We start from the raw sequence: 22,922 nt of genomic DNA on the forward strand, positions 1-22,922 counted from the left end.
TATCAGGCCCAGTCCAACCTTTGCCCGGTCATGCAAACCGGAAGAGTATCCTGTGGGAACTGCCCCAGCTGTTCAAAAAGTGTAATGAAATCAAACTGATTATAGGCCTCGACCATCTTGTCCCCTTTGAAGCGCGCCATGACTTGTCCGGTAACTTCAAGCGGGGCACCGTTATCGGCCCGGAAAGTGCGGACATGCAGAATACCCGAGACCCAATCACCATTTTCGATGATCTTCGGCAGTTCAACTGTGATCTCGCCCAGAACATGACGAAACGCCATGACCAGATCGCGAAAGTCGTCCGCGCCAACCTGCATTTCGGGTATCAACCCTTCGGCCATCGTATCCGGGGCAAAAAACTGATCGATTGCATCGGTATTGCCTTGTTCCCAGACCTCTGAATACCACGCCCTAAGCCTGTCAGAATTCGTCATCTCAGCCCTCCTGTCGCTTGTTCAGGAAGATGAAGCAGAGAAGTGAATAAACCCTGAATCCCAGGTGAGTTATGGGCATGGAGCAGACATAATCGGTAAAATGCAGGTTTCTGTTGCCAGGTACCTGCGAACCCCGCCTTACGCGGCTAGGCGCAAGGGCTTAAGTTTCGGTCTTGCTACTGCTTACGCAGCAACTGCAACCGGAGCACGATTGTCGTTTGCAATTGTACTAGTTTCGCCGGTAACGGTGGCAGACAGCCGAGACAAAGCTAACCCCTTTAGACGTTCGTCGATCCTATTTCGGCCCCATGATCCTCAAACGAAGGATGTTGGTGGAGCCGCCGGGTACCGCCCCCGGGTCCGATCCGCTTATTACGAGCGCGTTTATGTCCATAGTCCCGAAGGACCCCTCATATATAGGTTAGGACGTGGTCGGATGCAAACCCGGAATGCTAAGGTTGACTTATATCAAATTCAATAAGTTAAGCAGCTCTGTTCATGTTGGCGAGAATAAGCCAAAGGGCCAGAACAAGCTCGATTCCACCAAAAGTCAGCGCCTTGACGAACGGGGGATTATCCAGCGCCAAAGACACAAACCGACCCAACGCCGCCCCTGCATAAACAACGCCCAGCATGACATATGCCATCGGTGTGTTGAGCCAGAGAACCACGGCACCTGTCACCACGAACAACCCGCCAACCGAGGCTCGCATCTCACTAAGTCCCATGGTGCTTTTGGTGGGGGCTAGGTCCAGCGCGTTGGCTGTGTAGGCCGGGGCCAGAAATCCGAACAAACCAAAGCCGATGGTCAGCAAGGCGGCAATCACGTTAAGGGCTGTGATCATGGACTTTTTCCCTTTCTGCTCTGCCCGCAGAGTCTAGCGCAGCGCAATGTAAAGAAAAGCATCTAAATCGCTGACCACAAGCCTATAACTCCGACCGCGATCAGGCTGAGAGCCCAGACAAGTTCCAGATTGAACCAACTGCGTGACAGAAATTGAAGGCCCAGCCAGCGATAGACGGCGAAGGCCAGAATGCCCCCGCCAAGGATCATGGCGGCTGTGTGAAGTGCAGCGACCGTCAGTACGAGCAGGCCATTGCTCGCCATGATCTGAGAGACTGCGATCTGGCCCGTTTCCAGCTCGTCTGATCCACACAATCCAAGATAAATCGGAACCAACATCAACGCCGCGCCGTGTGCAAGCGCAACGAGGAACGACCAAAGTGCCAATTTGCTTGGCGGTACGCGCGACAACATCCGGGGATGCCGGCGTGTTATGGCGATGTAAACACCCATTGTGATCACAATCAACGCAGCACCGATACGAATTTCGCGTTGATATTCAACCAGAACTGCCATCATTGCAAATGGCAGTAGGACCCCCAGCATGGCGACGAAATGACCACCAGCCAGGGCGGTCAATGCGCGCCACAAAGCTGATGGCCGTTGTTCCATCAGCGCCGAAGATACCGCAAGCGGCCAGCCCATTCCGGGATTCAGGCCATGATAAGCGCCGCTAAGCACAACGGCCAGCCAGAGACCAGCCGTTGATGTCATCAGAGTCTCCAACTCAGACCGATGGGTAGCAGAAACTATCGGTAGAACAGTCTCCACCCTCAAGCCGGATTTGGTGGGCCCGATATCCGTCGGGGAAGTCGACCCAGAACTTCGGATCCAATGTCAGGCCTCCGTTTTCGCCAACATCCGCCTTGACCATCGCAGCCCCGCGTTCACCGGGATAGAACTGATCATCCCAAGTGGAATAAAGCGAATTGGTCCAATATACCCGCTTTCCATCGCGGCTGATTTCAACCATCTGCGGCCCGTAACCAAAGTCTTGCCCGTTGGGATGTTTTGTTTTCTTGACGATCCCCCCGATCTCGACTTTGCCCGCAAGGGTCGGGTTCATCGGATCAGAGACATCGTATTGATGCATCTCACCCGTGCCCCAACAGGCCACATAAAGGTATTTATCGTCTAAGCTGAGATCGATATCCGTGACCAGTGGCGGAACGGCAGAGAAGCCTTTCAGCAATTCAGGCAAGTCATCAGGATCAGCGGGCTGCGGATCGATCGTGATGGTCTTCTTGGCCTCGAACGTGCCATCATCATTACGCCACCAAGTAAAAATCGCGCCCTGCAGGTTGGTCGTGTCAACCACCACACCACAGAACCCATATTGTTTGACCGGATCGTGAGCGGGCCGGATTTCCAGGGCCATCTGGTGATTTTCACCCAGATCGATGGTCTGAATATTGGTCCGGCTGCGCAGGTTCCAGAAATGGATGCTGTGCCCGTATTTGTTGGACAGCAGATCCTCGGCCACGATGCCGTTTTCGAATTGCGGAGGCAGTCCCCATTCCGAACTGACCATATAGTCGCGTGGCAGGTTCCACCAGAAATCGTAGTGTTTGTCTTGGATACCTCGCTCGATCTCGTAGCGCCCGATGATCTCGAAGCTCTCGCAATCCATGATGAAAATGCCCGGAGGGCCGTCCGTGCCGTCTTCGCCACCGCCTCCAAGCGTGCTCACGTAGATCCCCTCCGGTCCGCAATGGATCGTGTGCGGGCGGGAATATCCAGTTTTAGCAAGAACTTCTTCGGGTTCGATTATCTTGTGTATCTTGGCCTCAAGCGGGTTCTTGACGTCGATAATGTAGATCCGGCTGGATCGTATGCCAGGAACAATGAGGTAACGGCGTTCCAGAAACGCATGGCCACTAAGCGGTGACAGCGCAGAGGAACAAGCGTTCCACCCGAAATGGTGAAACTCATCGCCTTTCTCTGGCATGATCACCTGATGAACAATTTTTCCGTAATCATCCGAAGTTGGATCCACGTTCACGACGGCCAAACCGTCTGGTTGGGAAAAATCAGGGCTTAGCATCAACGTGAATGCAAGCGTTTCAGTGGGGCCCTCCATCGCCAGTTTGGCTGATGGGTAAAAGGTTGGGTCCGGTCTTTGGTTCATAACGTCCTCCCGTAAGTCATTGATCTTCAATTCATGTTGGAAGTTCCGGTCTTAACGCCGGATGTCATGCTGCCTGCTCGGGCACCTCGCCGTCCTTCGTTCCTTTTTGCCTGTGGTCAGGCGGGTTTGCGTCGTCTTTCGGCCACGTCCTGCGCCAGTTGCCGTGTGTAGGCCTCAAGTTTGATCAATGCTGCATCGACCGAGCCGGCATCACGCACTTCTAGCGCGTCTGTGATGTCACTGTGGAGGGCGATGATCTCTTCGCGGGATCGGGCCGTGAACGTAATCATGTTCATCAGAGGTTGCATAGCCTCGACCGCACCGGCCAATTGGTAGGACAGAACGGGGTTGCCCGCGCCATCCACAAGCGCGCGATGAAAGGCGACGTCGGACGCGCAGAAAGCCTCATCTGTGAGACCTGGTTGCGCCTGACGAAAAATCTCGGCCCGCATGGTGGCAAGTTGATCCGCAGTACGACGTTGTGCCGACAAAGCAGCGCATGCACGTTCGAGCGCATAACGCGCTTCGCATGCGGTGTCGAAACTGACTGCGTTCATCGACAGCAGCAGTGTCGAGGTTGTGACTTGTTGGGAATAGGCGTCCTCAAAACTCAGTCGGTTCACAAACGCACCACCCGATGCCCCGCGTTGCGTGCGGATAAGGGACTGCGCTGCCAGACGTTTCAATGCTTCGCGAACCGTAGGCCGTGATACTTTGAACTGATCGGCCAACTCAGATTCCGATGGCAGACGCTCATCGACGATCAGCCGACCCGAGATAATTGCGTCCCGGATCGCCTGAGCAATTTGAGCGGACAGATCTGCAGTACTCTGAGGGTCGATTTTCATGGTTGTTTTCAGCGGTGCGTAATTTTTATTTGTCTGACATTTAAAAGTCTGACATTTGAAAAGCAAGAGAGTTGAGTCGGGAGGAGCAAGTGAGTCGCTCAATTTTCCGCAGCGCGCTTTGGTTGGGCTTCTACATCACGATCCTTTGGTCGTGGTGGATGATGGTCTCGATGAGCCGCGATATGGACGTGGACTGGATCGGTCGACCTGGACCGATGGGTCAGGCGATGGCGGCCATGGATCCGCGTATGGACATGTATATGCCCATGGCCGAGTTCGGCCCACTTTTCTGGATGTGGGCGATCATGATGGCGGCCATGATGCTGCCGACATTAGTCCCCACGTTGCGCAGTTATGATGATCTGATCCGCAGCGCGAACGGTACGCGGGCAGGGTGGCTGGGCGTTCTATCCGGATATTTCATAGTTTGGGTGGGCTTTGCTGCGCTGATCACTGGCCTGCAATTGGCGCTGCTGTTTGGCGGCGCGGTTGATATGTTGGGAATCGCTAAATCGCCATATCTGGCCGCCGGCCTGTTGATCGCCGTGGGTGCCTTTCAGTTTTCTCGGGCGAAAGAAGTCTGCCACGGTGTTTGCCATGCACCGATGACGTATTTTCTGGGCCACTGGAAAACCGGATTCGGCGGCGGTGTACGTATGGGCGTCGGACTGGGTGCGTTCTGTGTCGGTTGCTGCTGGGGCTTCATGGCGTTGGGCTTTGTCGGCGGCGTCATGAGCCTGCTCTGGATGGGGCTGGCGACCCTGTTCATGGTATTGGAAAAACTTCCCCAGATCGGGCACGCCGTGACCCGTCCTATGGGATTCGTCTTGATTGCGGGTGGTTTTGCACTGCTCGCTCATCACATTGTTTACGGAGGATAAGTCGATGGCTAAAAATAGAAAACCGGATGCAGACAAGCTGCCGGTCAGTCAAAGAATTGACAGCCGGATGCCAAATCCCAAGCGGCGTGAGATGAGCCCGACCGATTGGGCGGTTAAGGGTGAACTGATCCTGAATTGTTCGTGCGACGTATTCTGCCCATGCGTGGTTTCGCTGGGTGCACACCCTCCGACCGAAGGGCATTGCCACGCGTGGATGGGTATCGCGATCGACGAAGGCCATTACGAAGGCGAAGATTTGTCCGGTCTGAATGTAGGTCTGCTGGTTGATATCCCCGGACGCATGGGCGAAGGCCAGTGGAAAGTCGCGGCTTATGTGGATGAACGTGCTAGCGGCAAGGCTTACAATGGACTGTTGCAGATATTCAGCGGTCAGGCAGGTGGCACAACCGGGCTGTTCACTATGTTGGTCAGCGAGATCATAGGGGCTGAACGTGCACCGGTTCAGATCGAAAGGGACGGCACCAAACGCCGGATCATGATAGGGCGCAAGATTCAGGGTGAGATCGAAATGCTGGCGGGCAAAGACCCAGAGCACCCGGTGATGGTTTCAAATTCGAAATACTGGATGGGGCCGGACATCATTGTAGCAAAAGGCACGAAATCCAAGGTGCGCGACTATGGTCGCGTATGGGACTTCGGCGGCAAGTCAGCCGAGATCTGCCCGATTGACTGGCACGGGCCTAAGTAATGATAACCGGTGCCTATGCCCGTGAAATGGCGCGATATAACCACTGGCAAAACAACCAGTTAAAGGGCTTTCTCGAAGCTCTTTCAGACGAAGAATTGGCACGGGATCGCGGCGCTTTTTTCGGGTCGATCATGGGAACTGCCAATCATCTGCTTTGGGGGGATTGGATCTGGATTTCCCGGTTTGACAAGGGACCGGGGCCAGGTGGTGGCATTCCTAAGAGTGTCTCGATCTGCACTGGCATGGCCGACTGGCTGCCGCTGCGCGATACGATTGACGCCCGTATTGCGAGATGGGCCAATACGTTGGGGGATGATGTCCTGAGCGGTTCGTTCACGTGGTACTCGGCTGCAAAAGAGAACGACGTAACAAAGCCTTACGGGCAATGCGTCATTCATATGTTCAATCATCAGACGCATCATCGCGGACAATTGCACCAAATGCTGACCGAGGCTGGTTCGCAGGCACCTGTCAGCGATCTTGTCTTTCTGCCAGAGGATTTCTGACATGGCAGTCATCTCACCGAACCGGCGCGTGCGCAAAACCCCATTCACTCCGGGCGTCGAGGCCGAAGGCGTCATAGGGTATACCGTTTATAATCACATGCTGCTTGCGACGGTTTTTGAAAGCGTCGAAGCTGATGCGGCGCATCTGAAACAGCATGTTCAGGTCTGGGATGTCTCGTGTGAGCGGCAGGTACAGATCAAAGGCCCGGATGCGTTGCGGCTGATGAAGATGCTCAGCCCGCGCGATATGGACAAAATGCAGGCGAACCAGTGCTATTATGTGCCGATAGTAGATCACAATGGCGGCATGCTGAATGATCCTGTTGCGATCAAACTGGCGGATGATCACTATTGGTTGTCGGTTGCCGATGGTGACCTTTGGCAGTTTGCTCTGGGAATCGTGATTGCGCTGGGGCTGGATGTCGATATTTCTGAGCCGGATGTGTCGCCCTTGGCGGTACAAGGCCCCAAGGCGGACGAGCTGATGACGCGCGTCTTTGGTGATGAAGTCAGGGATATAAAGTTCTTTCGATACAAACGGTTGGCGTTTGAAGATACATCATTCGTCGTCGCCCGGTCTGGCTGGTCAAAACAAGGCGGGTTCGAGATATACGTCGAAGGGTCGGATTATGGCATGCCGCTATGGGACATGCTGTTTTCCAATGGCCGCGATCTGAACGTGCGGGCAGGTTGCCCAAACGGGATTGAGCGTGTTGAAAGCGGTCTGTTGAGTTTCGGGTCGGACATGCGGCGCGAGAATACGCCCTATGAATGCGGGCTAGCACGGTTCTGCAATTCTCCGCTAGATTATATCGGCAAAGCCGCTTTGGCGGATCAGGCGAAAAACGGTCCGCCCCGGCAGATCCGTCCGCTTGTCATTGAAGGTGAGATCGGACCGTGCACCGAATCTTGGCCGCTGATGGCCGGGGGCCGGCAGGTCGGGCAGGTGGCTTCGGCTGCGTATTCACCCGAGTTTGGAGTGAATGTAGCCATTGGAATGGTCGACCGGTCCCATTGGGCGCCAGGTACGCGGATTGAATTGGTGACCGAACATGGAATGCGATGGGCCGAGGTGCAGGAAAAATTCTGGCGCTAAGCCCTTGTTTCAGGAACACAGCCGATTGAGGCAATAGAAGGAGTAAGTTCATGTTTAATGCACTTGTCGTTGAAAAAGATGAAGAAAGTGGCCTCGCAAGCGCTTCGGTGAAGCAGATTTCTCTGGATACGCTGCCGGATGGAGAAGTGACGATCGCCGTTGAATATTCAACGGTGAACTACAAGGACGGCCTGTGCATGTCGCCCAAAGGCGGTGGTCTGGTGCGTAGCTATCCTCATATTCCGGGCATCGATTATGCGGGCACGGTCGAGCAGTCCTCGGATGCACGCTACAAACCTGGCGACAAGGTCGTGCTGACGGGCTGGCGCGTAGGTGAAGCGCATTGGGGCGGCTATTCACAAAAAGCAAACGCGCGGGCAGATTGGCTGGTGCCGTTGCCGGATGGGTTGAATACACGGCAGGCGATGGCAGTTGGCACTGCCGGGTTCACGGCTATGCTGGCCGTCATGGCGCTGGAGGATCAAGGTTTGCAGCCGGGTCATGGTCCCGTGCTGGTCACAGGTGCTGCAGGAGGTGTCGGCTCGGTCGCGACGGCCATTTTGGCCCATCTGGGCTATGAGGTTGCAGCTGTGACCGGGCGTCCTGAAACCGAAGATTATCTCAAATCACTGGGTGCAACCACAATTGTCCCGCGTGACGAGTTGAACGAGACCACCAAGCGTCCGCTGGAAAGTGAAACTTGGTCCGGATGTGTCGATGCGGTGGGCGGAGCGATGCTTGCCCGCGTGCTGGGGCAGATGAAGTATGGGGCCTCGGTTGCTGCGGTTGGCCTTGCCGGTGGTGCGGCGCTGCCCGCAACCGTGATCCCATTCCTGCTGCGCGGTGTAAATCTGTTGGGCATCGACAGCGTGATGCAGCCATATGACAACCGGGTCCGTGCCTGGACGCGTATCGCAACCGATCTGCCCATGGATAAGCTTGAGGCGATGGTCCATGCAGCAACCCTTTCTGATCTGCCCCAGTTGGGAGCAGACATCCTGCAAGGTCAGGTAAAAGGGCGTGTCGTGGTAAACGTGAACGCTTGATAGACAAAACAGACAACGGATCGGCCGGAGCATGCATCCGGCCGACCCAATTGTCGGGAATGAGGCCGAAATGCCGGAAACAGTTCTGGCCATTGCCACATTTCGTGACCATGATTGCTATACATCCCATTTGTGATGGCTTAAGACCCATCCGAACATCACCTGAAGACGGGGAGTGAGCAGCATGTCTGATGATTTCGAACTCGATACCGATGATCTGAAACGCCGCATGGACGGTGCCATGGCCAACCTCAGAACCGAATTCGCTTCGCTGCGGACCGGTCGTGCATCGGCTTCAATGCTTGAGCCCGTCATGGTCGATGCTTACGGCGCGATGACTCCGATCAATCAGGTTGGTACCGTGAACGTCCCTGAACCGCGCATGGTAACCGTGAATGTTTGGGACAAGGGCCTCGTCGGCAAAGTTGAAAAGGCCATTCGGGAAAGCGGTTTGGGTATTAACCCGCAACTGAATGGTACCATCATCATGCTGCCGATTCCCGAACTGAACGAAGAACGCCGTCGCGAGCTCGGCAAGGTCGCGGGTCAATATGCAGAAAGCGCACGGGTTTCGATCAGGAATGTGCGCCGTGATGGCATGGACCAGATCAAAAAGGCCAAGGCAGACGGCATGTCCGAGGACGATCAGAAATTCTGGGAAACCGAGGTTCAGGAGCTGACGGATACCATGATCAAATCCGTCGATGATGCGCTCGAGACCAAACAAGCCGAGATCATGCAGGTCTGAGCCTCGGATATGCCAAAGGATCCCGATACCTCTCCGATTGCAGGGCCGCGCCACGTTGCTATCATCATGGACGGCAACGGTCGCTGGGCACAGTCGCGCGGGCGGCCTCGATTGTTTGGCCATCATGCAGGTGCGCGCCGCGTCCGTGAGGTGGTCGAGGCCTGCCCAGGTTTAGGGATCAAGTATCTGACAGTATTTGCGTTTTCGACTGAAAACTGGAAACGCACTCAGGTCGAAGTTGCAGGCCTGATGAGCTTGTTTCGCCGTTACATCGTCAAAGAGACCAAGACCTTGAAAGATAACGGCATTCGGGTCCGTTTCATTGGGGATAGAGTTCGGCTGGATGCCAAGTTGACCGAGCTGATGGATACGCTTGAACGCGAAACACAGAACAATGACCTGGTTCATCTAACCGTTGCCTTGAACTATGGCGGTCGTGACGAGGTGGCGCGCGCGACCAGACGTTTGGCACGTGACGTTGCCGATGGCATTCTGCGCCCCGAGGACGTGGACGAGGAAACTCTGCCCAAATATCTGGACACGCGCGTTCTGCCAGACCCCGATTTGGTGATCCGTACCAGTGGTGAAGCGCGGATTTCTAATTTCCTGCTGTGGCAGTCTGCCTATTCCGAGTACGAATTCATCGATACTCTGTGGCCTGATTTCACCGCTGCAGAACTGGAACGGCTGTGCCGCAACTATGGATCGCGTGAACGGCGGTTTGGAGCGGTCCCGGCATGAGTGATGGCCGATGGTCTGATCTGACTGCCCGGGTTTTGTCGGCTTCGGTTCTTGTGACTATTGCGGCAGTCGAAGTTTGGCTAGGCGGCCTGTGGTTTGAGATATTTATCGGCACCGTCTGCGGTCTGATGATATGGGAACTGATCCGGATGATCGACCCAGAACGTCGGGGTGTCGCGATTCAGCTGGCGATACTGACCGGGTTCGCCGTGGTCCTAAGCTATCATCTACCACCGCTATACAAGCTTCCATGTTTGGTGGCCCCGGCTTTGGTAGGAGCAGGACAGATCAACCGCGCGCGCGGGATATACGTCCTGTTTGCCCTTTGGATAGCGATGTCGGGGCTGGGATTCATATCGATCCGAGAAAACCTGGGATTTGGATGGATGGTTTGGCTGATCCTTGTGGTCGTGGCCACGGATGTCGCCGGGTATTTTGTGGGCAAAACGCTTGGCGGACCTAAGTTCTGGCCCAGAGTTAGCCCCAAGAAGACATGGTCCGGTACGGTTGGAGGCTGGGTTGCCGCCGCGCTGGTCGGAACAGTTTTTGCGCACTATGCCGGTTTCGGCATTGCTTTTATCGTTGTCTCGGTTCTTGCCTCTATGGCCAGCCAGATCGGTGATATTGTTGAAAGCGCGACAAAACGTGGCTTTGGCGTTAAGGACAGCTCAAACCTTATACCCGGCCATGGCGGGTTTCTGGATCGGTTTGATGGGATGATGGGCGCGTCAGTCTTTGTGTTGCTCGCAGGGCTGTTTTACGCGCCCGGAGGTATGTGATGCGAAGGGTATCCATATTTGGCGCGACTGGTTCCATTGGCCAGAATACGATTGATCTGATCGCAAGAAATCCGAATGCCTATGACGTGGTCGCGTTGACCGGTGGACGCAACGTCGCGCAGCTTGCACGCGATGCGGTGCGCCTGGATGCAGACGTGGCGGTGACTGCGTTTGATGACAAACTCGATGATCTGCGTGACGCATTGGCCGGCAGCAGAGTGCGAGCGGCTGCGGGGCAGGCCGCTCTGATCGAGGCCGGGGCGCGACCGGCGGATTGGGTGATGTCTGCAATTGTCGGTTCCGCAGGACTGGCTCCGGGGATCGAAGCGTTGAAACAAGGGGCGACACTCGCGCTTGCCAACAAGGAAACGCTGGTTTGTGCCGGGCCGCTGGTTCTGGAATCGGCTCGGGCGCATGGCGCCACGCTATTACCCGTGGATAGCGAACATTCGGCAGTTTTTCAGGCGCTTGTGGGCGAGGATATGACTAGCGTCGAACGGATCATTATCACCGCAAGCGGTGGAGCGTTCCGGGATTGGCCGCTTGGCGATCTGGCCAAAGCAACTGTTGAACAGGCATCGAGTCATCCGAACTGGAACATGGGACAGCGGATTACGATCGACAGCGCATCTATGTTCAACAAGGCATTGGAAGTTATAGAAACCAAAGAATATTTTGGCGTTAACCCATCGAATATCGAAGTCCTCGTGCACCCCGAATCCATCGTTCACGCACTGGTCGGATTTCAGGACGGCGCCTTGATGGCGCATCTGGGGGCTCCGGATATGCGCCATGCCATCGGGTACGCGCTGCATTGGCCCGAACGGCGCGATTTACCTGTTGCGCGTCTGGATCTCGCGCAACTGGGTCAGTTGCGATTTCATGCACCGGATGAAGCGCGTTACCCGGCTTTGCGTCTTGCCCGCGAAGTGATGCAGCGCGGCGGCTTGTCCGGTGCGATCTTCAACGCCGCCAAAGAGCGCGCATTGGACCACTTTATAGAAAACCGGATACGTTTTTTGGATATGGCAGACACGGTGTCGGCCGTGTTGGAGCGTTTTGAGGCCTCAGACAGCCTGATTGATGCACCATTGACCCTTGATAATGTACAGCAAACGGACCATCTCGCACGTCAGTGGGTCGATGAAACCGTATTGGAACGAGCAGGATAGAACTTTTGGACATACTCTCTTTGATCCCGCAATTTGGCAATCTGCTCTACACGATAATAGCCTTCGTTATTGCGCTTTCAGTGATTGTCGCGGTGCACGAATACGGCCACTACATCGTTGGTCGGTGGTCTGGCATTCATGCCGAAGTGTTCTCGATCGGTTTCGGCCCGGTTCTATGGAGCCGCGTAGACAAGCGCGGCACTCGCTGGCAGGTCGCGCTGCTGCCATTTGGCGGTTATGTCAAATTCCTGGGGGATGCCAATGCCGCGTCCGGCAAAGACGTAGACGCGATGAGTGAGATCTCTGCACAAAGCCCGGAAGAGCTGCGCCGCACCATGCACGGTGCCCCGCTTTGGGCGCGTGCGGCTACTGTTGCGGCAGGGCCAGTCTTTAATTTCGTGATGTCGATATTGGTGTTTGGCCTGATTTTCTGGTCGCAGGGTGTTTCCCGTGAACCTTTGACAGTTGGTGCACTGCAGCCGTTGCCTGGTACAATTCAGGGTCTGCAGGAGGGCGATGAGATTATCGCCGTCGCAGGCATTCCAACACCGGATTTCGATGACGCAAACAACTGGTCCGATTTCATCAATTCGCTGCCTGTAGAACCAGAGCTGGACTATACGGTTATCCGAGATGGAGAGACCACTGATGTCGTGGCACCTTGGCTCTTTCCACCGCTAATCCAACAGGTTACGCCGCGCAGTGCCGCGATGGACATACAGTTGCAGCAAGGCGACGTAATCACGGCGGTAGACGGTGATCCGATCTTTGCGTTCGAGCAGCTTAAGGAACATGTCGAAGGATCGAACGGGCGCGTATTGCTGCTGGATGTATGGCGCGACGGGGCGGATTTAGAATTTGCACTTGCGCCCCGACGCACGGACGAGCCGACGTCGGATGGTGGTTTCATCACCCATTGGCGCATCGGTATCGTAGGCGGCATGATGATCGATCCCGAAACCGTTCCAGCGGGCATTTGGGATTCGATCGAAGGTGGCGTGGTCCAAACCGGGCGCATCATCGAAGGCTCACTGTCGGGAATGTGGCACATGATCACCGGAGCGATCAGCACCTGCAACATTTCCGGGCCGATCGGTATTGCCGAAACCTCGGGTGCTATGGCCAGCCAGGGGGCTCAGAACTTCATCTTCTTCATCGCCGTATTGTCAACGGCGGTCGGGTTGCTGAACCTGTTCCCGATCCCAGCCTTGGATGGGGGGCATTTGCTATTCTACGCTTATGAAGCTGTGTCAGGTAGACCACCCAGTGATAAAGCGCTGAGGGTACTGATGGGGGTCGGTGTCACACTGATCCTGTCATTGATGCTTTTCTCGGTCAGTAATGATCTGTTCTGCTGATTAAGGCGATCTTGGCACCGTTCCGACGCAAAATTGCCGCAATTCAAGCCTATCTTATTGGGGTACATCGATAAGTGTAGGCTTGAGTTCAATGACCAAGGCGTTTCAAAAATCCTATCAGAGTGTCAGCGTCCTGTTCCAGTTGAACTGGGATATGCTGCTCAGCTTTGCCGTGACCGCACTGGCCCTAGCTGTTGGTGGTTATCTGCTCGGTTTGTGATTCTCCTGAACATTTCTGACTTACGTGCAACGGCCTTATGGGCCGTTTTTGCTTTTTCGTCTTTTGACATGGCCCCACAATCGGGCTACTCAGCAGCTAAAGGCTGAAAATTCTGGGTAGTGATAAAAATGACTGACAGCAGGCGCACGGGCACATACTGCGGCTCGCGGGGGCGGAAAAACAACATTTTGTGGCAGGCACTAACGTTCTTTTTCCTTTTTGCTACACCGGGTTTACTGGTTCTGACGCAGCCCGCACAGGCGCAATCTTACACCATCAACAGCTTCGAAGTTGAGGGCAATCGACGGATCGAGACTTCGACGATTATCGCCCGCACCGGAATCGAACCGGGGCAGACTGTTACGGCAGGACAATTGAATGATGCCTTCCAGCGTTTGCTTGACAGTGGTGTTTTTGAAACAGTCGAACTTACACCACGTGGCAGTACGTTGGTCATCGCGGTCGAGGAATACCCGACCATCAACCAGATTAGCATCGAGGGCAATCGCCGCGTAAAAGATGATCTCCTGCTCGAAGCGATATCGTCCCAAACCCGCCGCGTATTCACGCCTCAACAGGCCGAAGCGGACGCTGACCTGATTGCCGAAGTATATTCGGCGCAGGGCCGCGTATCCGCGACGGTTATCCCGCGCATCATTCGTCGCAGCGATAACCGTGTCGATCTGGTGTTCGAAGTCGCCGAGGGAACGACAATCGAGGTCGAGCGAGTCAGTTTTGTAGGAAACCGCGCGTTTTCGGACCGTCGCCTGCGCCGCGTGCTTGAAACAAAGCAGGCGAACATTCTGCGGACCTTCCTTCGCGGCGACACCTTCATTGCCGACAGAATCGAATTCGACAAACAGGTGATCCGAGATTTCTACCTGTCACGCGGTTATATCGATTTTCGCGTCAATAGTGCCAATGTCGAATTCACCCGTGAACGGGATGCATTCTTTCTGGTTATGAACGTCACAGAAGGACAGCGGTTCTCGTTCGGTCAGATTACGACCGTCAGTGAGATCCCGGGTGTGGACCCAGCGCCTTATCAGGCGGCTCTGAAAGTCAAACCAGGTGTAATTTACTCTCCGACGGTGCTTGAGAACTCGATCGCGCGGATGGAGCGTCTGGGGCTGAAAAACGGCGTCGATTTCCTGCGGGTCGAGCCCCGGGTAACGCGTAATCCCCGCGATCTGACGTTGGATGTCCAGTTCGTGCTGACCCGTGGCCCGCGTATCTTTGTGGAACGCATCGATATCGAGGGGAACACAACCACGCTAGACCGTGTGATCCGCCGCCAATTCGATACCGTTGAAGGCGACCCCTTCAATCCCCGCGAAATCCGCCAGAGCGCCGAACGTATTCGCGCCTTGGGTTTCTTCTCGGTCGCTGATGTGGAAACCCGCGAGGGATCGTCGCCAAGCCAGGTCATCGTGGACGTGGATGTCGAAGAACAACCAACCGGTTCGTTGAGCCTGGGTGGTAGCTACTCGGTCTCGGACGGTTTCGGGATCGCAATCGGATTGAATGAATCGAACTTCCTCGGCCGCGGGCAAAACCTGGGTATCACGTTGTCGACAGCTCAGGATTCTGAACAGTACGTTATCAACTTTACCGAGCCTTATTTGCTGGGCCGTAAGCTACGCTTTGATCTTGGGCTTGGTCTGGCCAGCACCAATTCGAGCTTTGCCAGCTACGACACAAAAACAGTGTTCTTCCGCCCACAGCTGAGCTACGCGATCGGTGAACTGTCGGCGCTGCGTCTTCGCTATGGTTGGGATCGCAGCGAAATGACCCAGCAGAGCAATGAGCGGAACGGCGCTGTCATCTCATCAGAGATCGATCAGGGGAAACGAACCAGCAGTTCTCTGGGTGTGTCCTACGTATACGATAGCCGTATTGGTGGCCTGAACCCCACAGCGGGCGTCCTGTTCGAAGTCGGCGTGGATGCTGCTGGTCTTGGCGGGGACAATGAATTCTTCAAAACCACGGCACGGGCGATAGCCCAGAAACGCGTCCTCAACGAAGAAGTCGTATTGCGCGCGACGCTTGAATTGGGTGCACTGAACTGGACCGGGGACGATTTCAGCCGCACGCTCGACCGGTTTGTTCTAGGTCCTAGCACATTCCGCGGGTTTGAGCCTGCTGGTATCGGGCCGCGTGACCTTTCGAACGGGCAGGACGATGCCATCGGTGGCAACTACTACTGGGTTGCTCGTTTCGAATCGGACTTCCCGCTGGGGCTGCCCGAAGAACTGGGGCTGCGTGGCGGCGTCTTCTACGATGTTGGCAACCTCTACAATCTCAACAACGTCAACACCGCTGGCGCTGATATTGTTGGTGAAAGCGGTTCGATCCGGCATGTTGTAGGGGTATCCGTACTGTGGGAAACACCGTTTGGTCCGCTTCGCTTCAACTTCTCGCAGGCCCTCAAGAAAGAGGACTTCGATAAAGAGCAAAGCTTTGACCTGACCGTTCAAGCCAGGTTCTGATCGCGAATGATCACCGAAGTTAAGAACATCCTGCAGGGCCCGCTAAGGGCCCTGTGCGTTTTGGTACTGCTAGCTGTAGCAATGCCGCTGGGTGCGCAGCAATTGGGCGTGCCACAAACAGACGTTCTGACAATCTCCAGTGAGCGTTTGTTTGCAGATTCCGCCTTTGGGCAGCGCGTCTTTCGCGAGATTGAAGCCGAAAGCACCCTTTTGGCTGAAGAAAACGAACGGATTGTGGCGCAGTTGAGCAAGGAAGAAAAAGATCTGACCGAAAAGAGGTCAGATCTTTCGGCGGACGAGTTTCGCCCGCTTGCCGAAGCTTTTGACGAGAAAGTTCAATCACACCGTGACGGCCAGCGCGCCAAACTGGACGCATTAGCGCGGCGCGGCGAAGAGGCGCGTGGTCAGTTTTTTGAAATGGCGCAACCGGTGCTGATCGAACTGCTGCGTGAATTTGGCGCTTCGATTGTGATCGAGCGGTCCAATGTGGTTCTAAGCACGGACGCCTCAGATATTACCAACGCTGCGATCGCCAGGATCGATGCCGCAATCGGCGACGGCGCTACACTTGAAAACAATAACAACGAATAGGCTGGCTTGCCCTTGGGTACGGGTATTGCTAACCACGCTTGAAAGAGACATCCAGAACAGGACATCCGCACCATGACCACGGAAACCAAGAGCGCCGACATTCAGCTGATTCAGCGTATATTGCCGCATCGCTATCCGTTTTTGCTGGTCGACAAGGTTGTGGATATCGATGGCTATCAATCAGCGGTGGGCATCAAGAATGTCACCATGAACGAGCCGCACTTTCAGGGCCATTTCCCCGGAACTCCGATCATGCCTGGCGTGACCATTGTCGAGGCGATGGCGCAGACTGCAGGGGTTATGCTGGGTGTCGGCATGGATGTCATCGACAGCGAGTTGCTGATCTATTTCATGAATATCGACAAATGCAAATTCCGCCGCAAGGTCGTACCAGGCGATGTTCTCGAAATGCATGTCGAAACTGTACGCGGTAAGAAAGGTGGCAAGATCTTCAAGTTCAGCGGCCGCGCGACAGTCGAGGGCGAGGTTGCTGCCGAAGCTGAATTTTCGGCCTATGTCGACTGGGACATGGAAAAAACAACATGAGCGGTATTCATCCCAGCGCCATTATCGAAGACGGTGCGCAGATCGGGCAGGGTTGTACGATTGGTCCATTCTGCCATATCGGTCCGCAGGTCCGTCTGGGCGATCGGGTCGAATTGAAATCCCATGTCGTAGTCACCGGCGATACGTCAATTGGTGATGACACAGTGATTTTTAGCTTCGCAGTAGTCGGTGAAATCCCACAAGATAAGAAATTCGGTGGTGAGAACACACGCCTTGAAATCGGTGAACGCAATCGCATTCGCGAGCATGTGACCATCAACACCGGCACGGATGGCGGCGGTGGTATCACCCGGATTGGCGATGACTGCTTACTGATGGCCGGTGTCCACGTGGCGCATGATGTACAAATCGGCAACCGGGTCATTCTGGTGAATCACGCTGGCGCAGCTGGTCACTGTATTATCGAGGATGACGTCATCGTTGGCGGAATTTCGGGCTTACATCAGTTCGTGCGCGTAGGTCGCGGTGCCATCATTGGCGCGCTTACGATGGTCCCGAATGATGTGATCCCATATGGGCTTGTTCAGGCGCCTCGGGGCGAGCTGGATGGCTTGAATCTGGTCGGTTTGAAACGGCGTGGTGTAACGCGTGAAGATATCTCGGCATTGCGCGCGGCCTTCAAGGAACTGTCAGAAGGAGACGGCACCTTCATGGATCGCGCCACCCGGCTGGGCGAGGATGCAGACAACGAATATGTGCGCCAGATCGTCGAATTTGTGACGGGGCAAACAGACCGTTCGTTCCTGACCCCGAGGAAGTAGGCCAATGCTGGCATTGATCGCAGGAACTGGCGCTTTACCAGACGAGGTGGTCAATTGTCTGCCAAACCGCCCGCTGATCTGCGCTCTGGAAGGGTTTGAGCCCGATACACTGACCACCGACTTGGTTTTTCCATTGGAGCAACTGGGTAGCTTCGTCGCCGATCTCAAAGCCCGCGGCGTGACCGAGATTTGCATGGCAGGGGCAGTGCGTCGTCCGACTGTCAATCCAGCTCGCATTGATGCGGCGACGATGCCGCTGGTGCCGATCCTGCAAAAGGCCATCATGGCCGGTGACGACGGCGCATTGCGCGCGGTCATTGGTATATTTGAGGATGCCGGTTTGACGGTCCGTGCGGCGCATGAGATCGCACCGGATTTGCTGCCGCCTCTTGGCTCATTGACCGAAGCCCAACCTTCTGAAGCTGATCACGCCGACGCAGATCGAGCGGCAGGAATCCTGCGCAACATGGGGACGGCGGATATCGGTCAGGCTTGCGTAGTACTGAAATCCCAAGCGTTGGCGATCGAGGGCATCTATGGCACCGCATGGATGCTGCAATCCTTGACTCAGCGCCCCGACGCGGGCGGTGGCATTCTGTACAAGGGTCCAAAACCAGATCAGGATCGCCGCGCAGATATGCCTGCCATCGGACCCGACACCGTTTCGGGGGCCGTCGCGGCGGGCCTGTCGGGCATTGTCATCGAAAAGGGCGGCGTCATTGTTTTGCAGCGCGACCGCGTGATTGATGAATGCAATCGCCTTGGTTTGTTTCTTTATGTCCGCGAGCGCACGGTCTGATGCGCGTATTTCTGGTCGCCGGTGAACCCTCGGGCGACCGTTTGGGGGCCGCGTTGATGGAAGGTCTGCGTACCCTTTTGCCAGAGGTGCAGTTTGATGGGGTTGGCGGGCCGCTAATGCAGGCGCAGGGGCTGACCAGCCGATTTCCCATGTCCGAACTCAGCATTATGGGGTTGGTCGAGGTTCTGCCCAAGTTCTTTCACCTGAAACGCCGTATCGCTGAGACTGCTCAGGCAGTTCTAGACACGAAGCCTGATGTACTGATCACTGTCGACAGCCCGGATTTCTCGTTGCGTGTGGCTAAGCTGGTAAAGGCCTCCAGCGAGATTCGCACTGTCCACTACGTTGCCCCCAGCGTCTGGGCCTGGAGACCGGGGCGCGCAGACAAGATGGCGAAAGTAATCGATCACGTCCTTGCGCTGTTACCCTTTGAACCGCCTTATATGGAGCGGGCAGGGATGGAGTGTGACTTTGTCGGCCATCCGGTTGTGAACGAACCCATTGCGTCCGATCAGGATATCCAGCGATTCCGCGCGGCTCACGATCTGGGCGACGCGCCCATCGTGCTGGCTTTGCCCGGCTCTCGACGGGGTGAGGTCGAGCGGCTGGCTCCGATCTTTGGCGCTGCTTTGCAGGAATTTCTGAAAGACCGTCCCGGTATGCGCGTGGTCGTGCCCGCAGTTGCACATATGGTTGATGCGGTCGTCGAACAGGTTCGGAACTGGCCGGGGAATCCGATAGTTGTCGATCCGCGGGAATTGCCCTCGGACGACGCGCAAGCGCAGAAACGGGCAGCGTTTGCCGCAGCTGATCTTGCATTGGCTGCATCCGGCACGGTCTCATTGGAACTGGCCGCGCAGGCAACACCGATGGTGATCGCCTATAACCTCAACTGGCTGACCACGCTGATCGCAAAACGAATGGTTAAGCTGGACACCGTCACACTGGTCAATCTGGTCTCGGAGACACACGCAGTACCCGAATGTCTGCTGGATGAATGCCAACCGGACAAGATCGCTTCGGCGTTGGAACAGGTGGCCGCCACCCCCGACGCCCAACATCAAGCCATGGCGACGACGATGGAGCGTCTTGGTCGCGGTGGCGAAGCACCGGGTTTGCGTGCGGCAAGGTCCGTTTTGGACAGAATGAAATCGTGATGCTGGATCATGTGATCTTTGCTGCTTCTGCCTTCATGGCGCAGGTTTTGACCAATCTCGACAACCTTGCAGCTCTTGTAGCGTTGATGATGGTGTCTGGTCCGCGCCGGACCGTTGCGGGGTTCCTGCTGGCGCAGATGTTAATCATCGCTGCCGCCTTATTGTTGGCCTTGGGTGTCGATGATGTGGTGCCACATTGGGCTGGATATCTGGGCGTGATACCACTTGGCCTCGGGCTGATCGGAGTTATCCGTCAGTTCCGCGGATCGGAGACCGAGGAGGCCCCTCAAATATCCACGGGTGCTTCGACATTCGTCACCATGCTGCTGTTCATAAGTTTGTCGATGGACACGTTCGCTGTGCTTGCGCCGCTATTGGCCGACTCAGCCCCCAGCTATCGGATTGCGGGTGTCACCGGCGCGGTGGCAGCAGCGCTGACGCTGACCATGCTGGGGCTTTGGGGTGCACAATCCCCAATCATGACTGGCGGTTTCGCACGTCGGCTTGAGAAACTGGTGCCTTACGTAATGATTTGTGCCGGGATCTATATCCTCAGCAACTCGTGGACTGACGCGATTTAGTAACCGCGCCAGATCCAGCCGCCGCCAAAGATACGGCTGCCATCGGTTTCGTAGAACACACAAGCCTGACCCGGAGAGATACCTTCCTCGGGCGTCAGCAATTCAACCTCGGCTGTTGTGTCCGAAAGGGGGCGAATAATCGCCTCACGCGGGGGGCGGGTCGAGCGGACTTTGACCGAAACATGCCATTCGTTCTTTGACGTGAACGGTTCGTCACCCAGCCAATTGATCTCGCGCACGGGAACGGTTCTTGTGGCCAACATCTCTTTGGGGCCGACAACAACCTGTTTCTTGTCCACATCCAGCTTGACCACATACAAAGGTTCGCTGAGACCACCGATACCGAGCCCACGACGCTGACCGATCGTATAGTGAATCACCCCGTTATGCTGCGCCAGAACGCGGCCATCGGCGTGTACGATCTCACCGGGTTCTGCGGCTCCGGGGCGCAGTTTTTCGATCACGCTGGCATAGTTTCCGTTGGGCACAAAACAGATGTCCTGACTGTCCGGCTTGTCCGCAACGGCCAGCCCATATTGTGCCGCCATCTCGCGCGTGGCGTCCTTGGAGGGTAGGTGGCCTAACGGGAAACGCAAGAAAGCCAACTGTTCCGGTGTGGTCGAAAATAGGAAATAGGACTGATCGCGATTTGCATCCTCAGCGCTATGAAGCTCGGCGCCATTGGGGCCCATCTTTCGCTGGATGTAATGGCCTGTGGCCATGCAGTCGGCCTCAAGGTCCTTGGCGGTCTCAAGCAAGTCCTTGAACTTCACCCGTTCATTGCAACGGATGCAGGGCACCGGAGTCGCGCCGGCAAGATAGCTGTCGGCGAATTCGTCGATTACAGCGTCCTTGAAGATATTTTCATAGTCCAAGACGTAGTGAGGGAACCCGCGTTCTTCCGCCACGCGACGCGCATCGTGGATGTCGATCCCCGCACAGCACGCGCCTTTCTTGGCCAACGCCGCACCGTGATCGTAAAGCTGCAGAGTAACACCTACGACATCATAGCCTTGATCAGCGAGATGGGCCGCCACAACAGAGCTGTCCACACCGCCGGACATGGCCACGACAACCCGCGTTTCCGAGGGTGGTTTGGCAAAGCCAAGCGAGTTTAGCGGGGTCTCGGTATCGAGGGCCATAGGCGGTTCCTGTCCGGGTTAAGAAAGACCGGCAGAATATAAGAAAATTCTAGACACTCTCAAGGGGCGGTTTCACGCCCTTTTAAGTAGGCTGGGTGCAGCTTTGTCGCAGCAGCAGAAGGTATGAGAGATGTATTTGCACAAAGTGGAAGGTCCAAGGTCGGTCACCCTGCCGGACGGGAGCGTGCTGACACGCGCCGATTTGCCTCCTGCGGATACGCGGCGCTGGGTGGCGTCGCGCAAGGTGATCGTCGTGCGTGGTGTACTTTATGGGTTGATTTCGTTGTCCGAAGCCAAAAAGCGCTATGGCATCAGCGATGAAGAGTTCAACTCGTGGGTCTCAGCAGTTGCTGAGCACGGGATCGATGCGTTGAAGGTGACGGCCTTAAAAAAATATCGACAACTTAAAGGTGAAAGTGAATAAATGATTCAACGGTAACGTCAGATTAACCATTTTTATTCAGGCTCAAATCAGTTGAAGAATTTGACCTAAATTGGAGCAGTGAACATGCGCATACTTCTTGTCGAGGATGATCCAACCACGTCCAAAAGCATCGAACTGATGCTGACACACGCCAATCTCAACGTGTATGCGACGGACCTTGGCGAAGAAGGCATCGATCTGGCCAAGCTATATGATTACGACCTCATCCTGTTGGACTTGAATCTGCCGGATATGAACGGCCATGAAGTATTGCGCCAACTGCGCATAGCACGGGTAGAGACACCGATCCTGATTCTGTCGGGCGCTGATGACACCGAAAGCAAGATCAAGGGATTTGGATTTGGAGCAGACGATTATCTGACCAAACCTTTCCATCGCGAAGAGCTGGTGGCGCGCATTCATGCGATTATCCGCCGCTCTAAGGGGCATTCTCAATCCGTGATTCACACCGGGCAGGTCGCCGTAAATCTGGATGCCAAAACCGTAGAGGTGAACGGAAAAACCGTACACCTGACAGGCAAGGAATATCAGATGCTGGAACTTCTGAGCCTGCGGAAAGGGACAACACTGACCAAAGAAATGTTCCTGAACCATCTCTACGGCGGCATGGATGAGCCCGAGCTCAAGATTATCGACGTCTTCATCTGCAAGTTACGTAAGAAACTCAGCAATGCGACCGGTGGTGAGAATTATATCGAGACGGTCTGGGGCCGTGGATATGTCCTGCGGGATCCACAAGCCAACAACATGGGTGAAACCCGCATGGCCGTGGGCGCCTAATCTGATCTGATTGCTACCGTCAATGGTCCGGGGCGGTAAATCCACTCGCGTGTCAGCACAACACTGGACCTGACCATGGCCTCGTCCTATCACTGGTTTT

26 protein-coding genes and 1 other RNA gene are annotated in these 22,922 nt (G+C 55.6%); 20 read left to right on the plus strand and 7 right to left on the minus strand.

Annotated elements, in window-relative coordinates:
* Positions 1-2 precede the first annotated feature (2 nt).
* From ACR0JG_RS10600 to ACR0JG_RS10625, 6 genes are all read right to left on the minus strand, one after another.
* On the minus strand, positions 3-434 hold the full coding sequence (locus ACR0JG_RS10600) for an ester cyclase (protein ID WP_170393148.1): 432 nt from the start codon (positions 432-434) through the stop codon (positions 3-5).
* A gap of 99 nt (positions 435-533) precedes the next feature.
* Positions 534-880: a transfer-messenger RNA gene (ssrA, locus tag ACR0JG_RS10605) on the minus strand.
* Between the two features lie 36 nt (positions 881-916).
* Entirely contained in the window at positions 917-1,279 is a 363-nt protein-coding gene (locus tag ACR0JG_RS10610) for a DUF4345 family protein (protein ID WP_480569632.1), read from the minus strand.
* A gap of 62 nt (positions 1,280-1,341) precedes the next feature.
* Positions 1,342-1,992: a hypothetical protein gene (locus ACR0JG_RS10615; RefSeq protein WP_170421484.1), complete on the minus strand. Its 651-nt coding sequence runs from the start codon at positions 1,990-1,992 to the stop codon at positions 1,342-1,344.
* 13 nt (positions 1,993-2,005) lie between these two features.
* Positions 2,006-3,406 (minus strand): selenium-binding protein SBP56-related protein, encoded by a 1,401-nt coding sequence (locus ACR0JG_RS10620; RefSeq protein ID WP_480569635.1) that lies wholly within the window; start codon positions 3,404-3,406, stop codon positions 2,006-2,008.
* 116 nt (positions 3,407-3,522) lie between these two features.
* Positions 3,523-4,254, minus strand: coding sequence for a FadR/GntR family transcriptional regulator (locus ACR0JG_RS10625; protein WP_480569638.1), 732 nt, complete (start codon positions 4,252-4,254; stop codon positions 3,523-3,525).
* Positions 4,255-4,343: 89 nt separating this feature from the next.
* On the opposite strand from ACR0JG_RS10625, the gene ACR0JG_RS10630 reads away from it, so the two are divergent.
* From ACR0JG_RS10630 to ACR0JG_RS10715, 18 genes are all read left to right on the plus strand, one after another.
* Positions 4,344-5,135, plus strand: coding sequence for a DUF2182 domain-containing protein (locus tag ACR0JG_RS10630; protein WP_170562820.1), 792 nt, complete (start codon positions 4,344-4,346; stop codon positions 5,133-5,135).
* Between the two features lie 4 nt (positions 5,136-5,139).
* Positions 5,140-5,844, plus strand: coding sequence for a DUF1326 domain-containing protein (locus ACR0JG_RS10635; protein WP_170393142.1), 705 nt, complete (start codon positions 5,140-5,142; stop codon positions 5,842-5,844).
* Positions 5,844-6,350 (plus strand): DinB family protein, encoded by a 507-nt coding sequence (locus ACR0JG_RS10640; protein WP_480561530.1) that lies wholly within the window; start codon positions 5,844-5,846, stop codon positions 6,348-6,350. The genes ACR0JG_RS10635 and ACR0JG_RS10640 overlap by 1 nt, the downstream gene beginning before the upstream one ends.
* A 1-nt stretch (position 6,351) precedes the next feature.
* Positions 6,352-7,446 (plus strand): dimethylsulfoniopropionate demethylase, encoded by a 1,095-nt coding sequence (locus tag ACR0JG_RS10645; protein WP_480569641.1) that lies wholly within the window; start codon positions 6,352-6,354, stop codon positions 7,444-7,446.
* A gap of 50 nt (positions 7,447-7,496) precedes the next feature.
* Complete coding sequence (gene acuI / locus ACR0JG_RS10650) at positions 7,497-8,492, plus strand: acryloyl-CoA reductase (protein ID WP_480569644.1); 996 nt, start codon at positions 7,497-7,499, stop codon at positions 8,490-8,492.
* Between the two features lie 184 nt (positions 8,493-8,676).
* Complete coding sequence (gene frr, locus ACR0JG_RS10655; RefSeq protein WP_170393138.1) at positions 8,677-9,240, plus strand: ribosome recycling factor; 564 nt, start codon at positions 8,677-8,679, stop codon at positions 9,238-9,240.
* A 9-nt stretch (positions 9,241-9,249) separates the two neighbouring features.
* Complete coding sequence (locus ACR0JG_RS10660; RefSeq protein ID WP_170421502.1) at positions 9,250-9,981, plus strand: isoprenyl transferase; 732 nt, start codon at positions 9,250-9,252, stop codon at positions 9,979-9,981.
* A complete protein-coding gene (locus tag ACR0JG_RS10665) occupies positions 9,978-10,760 on the plus strand; it encodes a phosphatidate cytidylyltransferase (RefSeq protein ID WP_170635686.1) in 783 nt (260 codons plus the stop codon). Before ACR0JG_RS10660 ends, ACR0JG_RS10665 begins: the two co-directional genes overlap by 4 nt.
* The gene (gene dxr / locus ACR0JG_RS10670; RefSeq protein WP_480569647.1) at positions 10,760-11,932 is read left to right on the plus strand and encodes a 1-deoxy-D-xylulose-5-phosphate reductoisomerase; all 1,173 of its coding nucleotides are present in this window, start codon (positions 10,760-10,762) and stop codon (positions 11,930-11,932) included. Before ACR0JG_RS10665 ends, dxr begins: the two co-directional genes overlap by 1 nt.
* 5 nt (positions 11,933-11,937) lie before the next feature.
* Positions 11,938-13,290: an RIP metalloprotease RseP gene (gene rseP, locus ACR0JG_RS10675; RefSeq protein WP_480569650.1), complete on the plus strand. Its 1,353-nt coding sequence runs from the start codon at positions 11,938-11,940 to the stop codon at positions 13,288-13,290.
* Positions 13,291-13,381: 91 nt separating this feature from the next.
* A complete protein-coding gene (locus ACR0JG_RS10680) occupies positions 13,382-13,510 on the plus strand; it encodes a hypothetical protein (RefSeq protein WP_255612105.1) in 129 nt (42 codons plus the stop codon).
* 128 nt (positions 13,511-13,638) lie between these two features.
* Positions 13,639-15,999: an outer membrane protein assembly factor BamA gene (gene bamA, locus ACR0JG_RS10685; protein WP_170800886.1), complete on the plus strand. Its 2,361-nt coding sequence runs from the start codon at positions 13,639-13,641 to the stop codon at positions 15,997-15,999.
* Between the two features lie 6 nt (positions 16,000-16,005).
* Positions 16,006-16,590 (plus strand): OmpH family outer membrane protein, encoded by a 585-nt coding sequence (locus ACR0JG_RS10690; protein ID WP_170405633.1) that lies wholly within the window; start codon positions 16,006-16,008, stop codon positions 16,588-16,590.
* Positions 16,591-16,662: 72 nt separating this feature from the next.
* The gene (fabZ, locus tag ACR0JG_RS10695; RefSeq protein ID WP_170393131.1) at positions 16,663-17,136 is read left to right on the plus strand and encodes a 3-hydroxyacyl-ACP dehydratase FabZ; all 474 of its coding nucleotides are present in this window, start codon (positions 16,663-16,665) and stop codon (positions 17,134-17,136) included.
* Positions 17,133-17,918 carry an acyl-ACP--UDP-N-acetylglucosamine O-acyltransferase gene (gene lpxA, locus ACR0JG_RS10700; RefSeq protein ID WP_170405636.1) on the plus strand — a complete coding sequence of 262 codons (786 nt, stop codon included), beginning with the start codon at positions 17,133-17,135 and terminating at the stop codon, positions 17,916-17,918. Before fabZ ends, lpxA begins: the two co-directional genes overlap by 4 nt.
* 4 nt (positions 17,919-17,922) lie before the next feature.
* Entirely contained in the window at positions 17,923-18,717 is a 795-nt protein-coding gene (locus ACR0JG_RS10705) for a UDP-2,3-diacylglucosamine diphosphatase LpxI domain-containing protein (protein ID WP_170595679.1), read from the plus strand.
* On the plus strand, positions 18,717-19,874 hold the full coding sequence (gene lpxB, locus ACR0JG_RS10710) for a lipid-A-disaccharide synthase (protein ID WP_480569653.1): 1,158 nt from the start codon (positions 18,717-18,719) through the stop codon (positions 19,872-19,874). Before ACR0JG_RS10705 ends, lpxB begins: the two co-directional genes overlap by 1 nt.
* Complete coding sequence (locus tag ACR0JG_RS10715; RefSeq protein WP_170393127.1) at positions 19,874-20,455, plus strand: cadmium resistance transporter; 582 nt, start codon at positions 19,874-19,876, stop codon at positions 20,453-20,455. Before lpxB ends, ACR0JG_RS10715 begins: the two co-directional genes overlap by 1 nt.
* On the opposite strand, the gene mnmA is transcribed toward ACR0JG_RS10715, so the two are convergent.
* Positions 20,452-21,597 carry a tRNA 2-thiouridine(34) synthase MnmA gene (gene mnmA / locus ACR0JG_RS10720; protein ID WP_480569656.1) on the minus strand — a complete coding sequence of 382 codons (1,146 nt, stop codon included), beginning with the start codon at positions 21,595-21,597 and terminating at the stop codon, positions 20,452-20,454. The two genes, ACR0JG_RS10715 and mnmA, sit on opposite strands and share 4 nt — an antisense overlap.
* 130 nt (positions 21,598-21,727) lie before the next feature.
* Here mnmA and sciP point away from each other — a divergent pair, with 130 nt between their 5' ends.
* Together sciP and ctrA are read left to right on the plus strand one after the other, a co-directional pair.
* Complete coding sequence (gene sciP / locus ACR0JG_RS10725) at positions 21,728-22,021, plus strand: CtrA inhibitor SciP (RefSeq protein ID WP_170393125.1); 294 nt, start codon at positions 21,728-21,730, stop codon at positions 22,019-22,021.
* 84 nt (positions 22,022-22,105) lie between these two features.
* A complete protein-coding gene (gene ctrA, locus ACR0JG_RS10730) occupies positions 22,106-22,822 on the plus strand; it encodes a response regulator transcription factor CtrA (protein ID WP_170393124.1) in 717 nt (238 codons plus the stop codon).
* The last annotated feature ends 100 nt before the right edge of the window (positions 22,823-22,922 follow it).

This window comes from Ruegeria sp. AD5, from assembly GCF_056542345.1.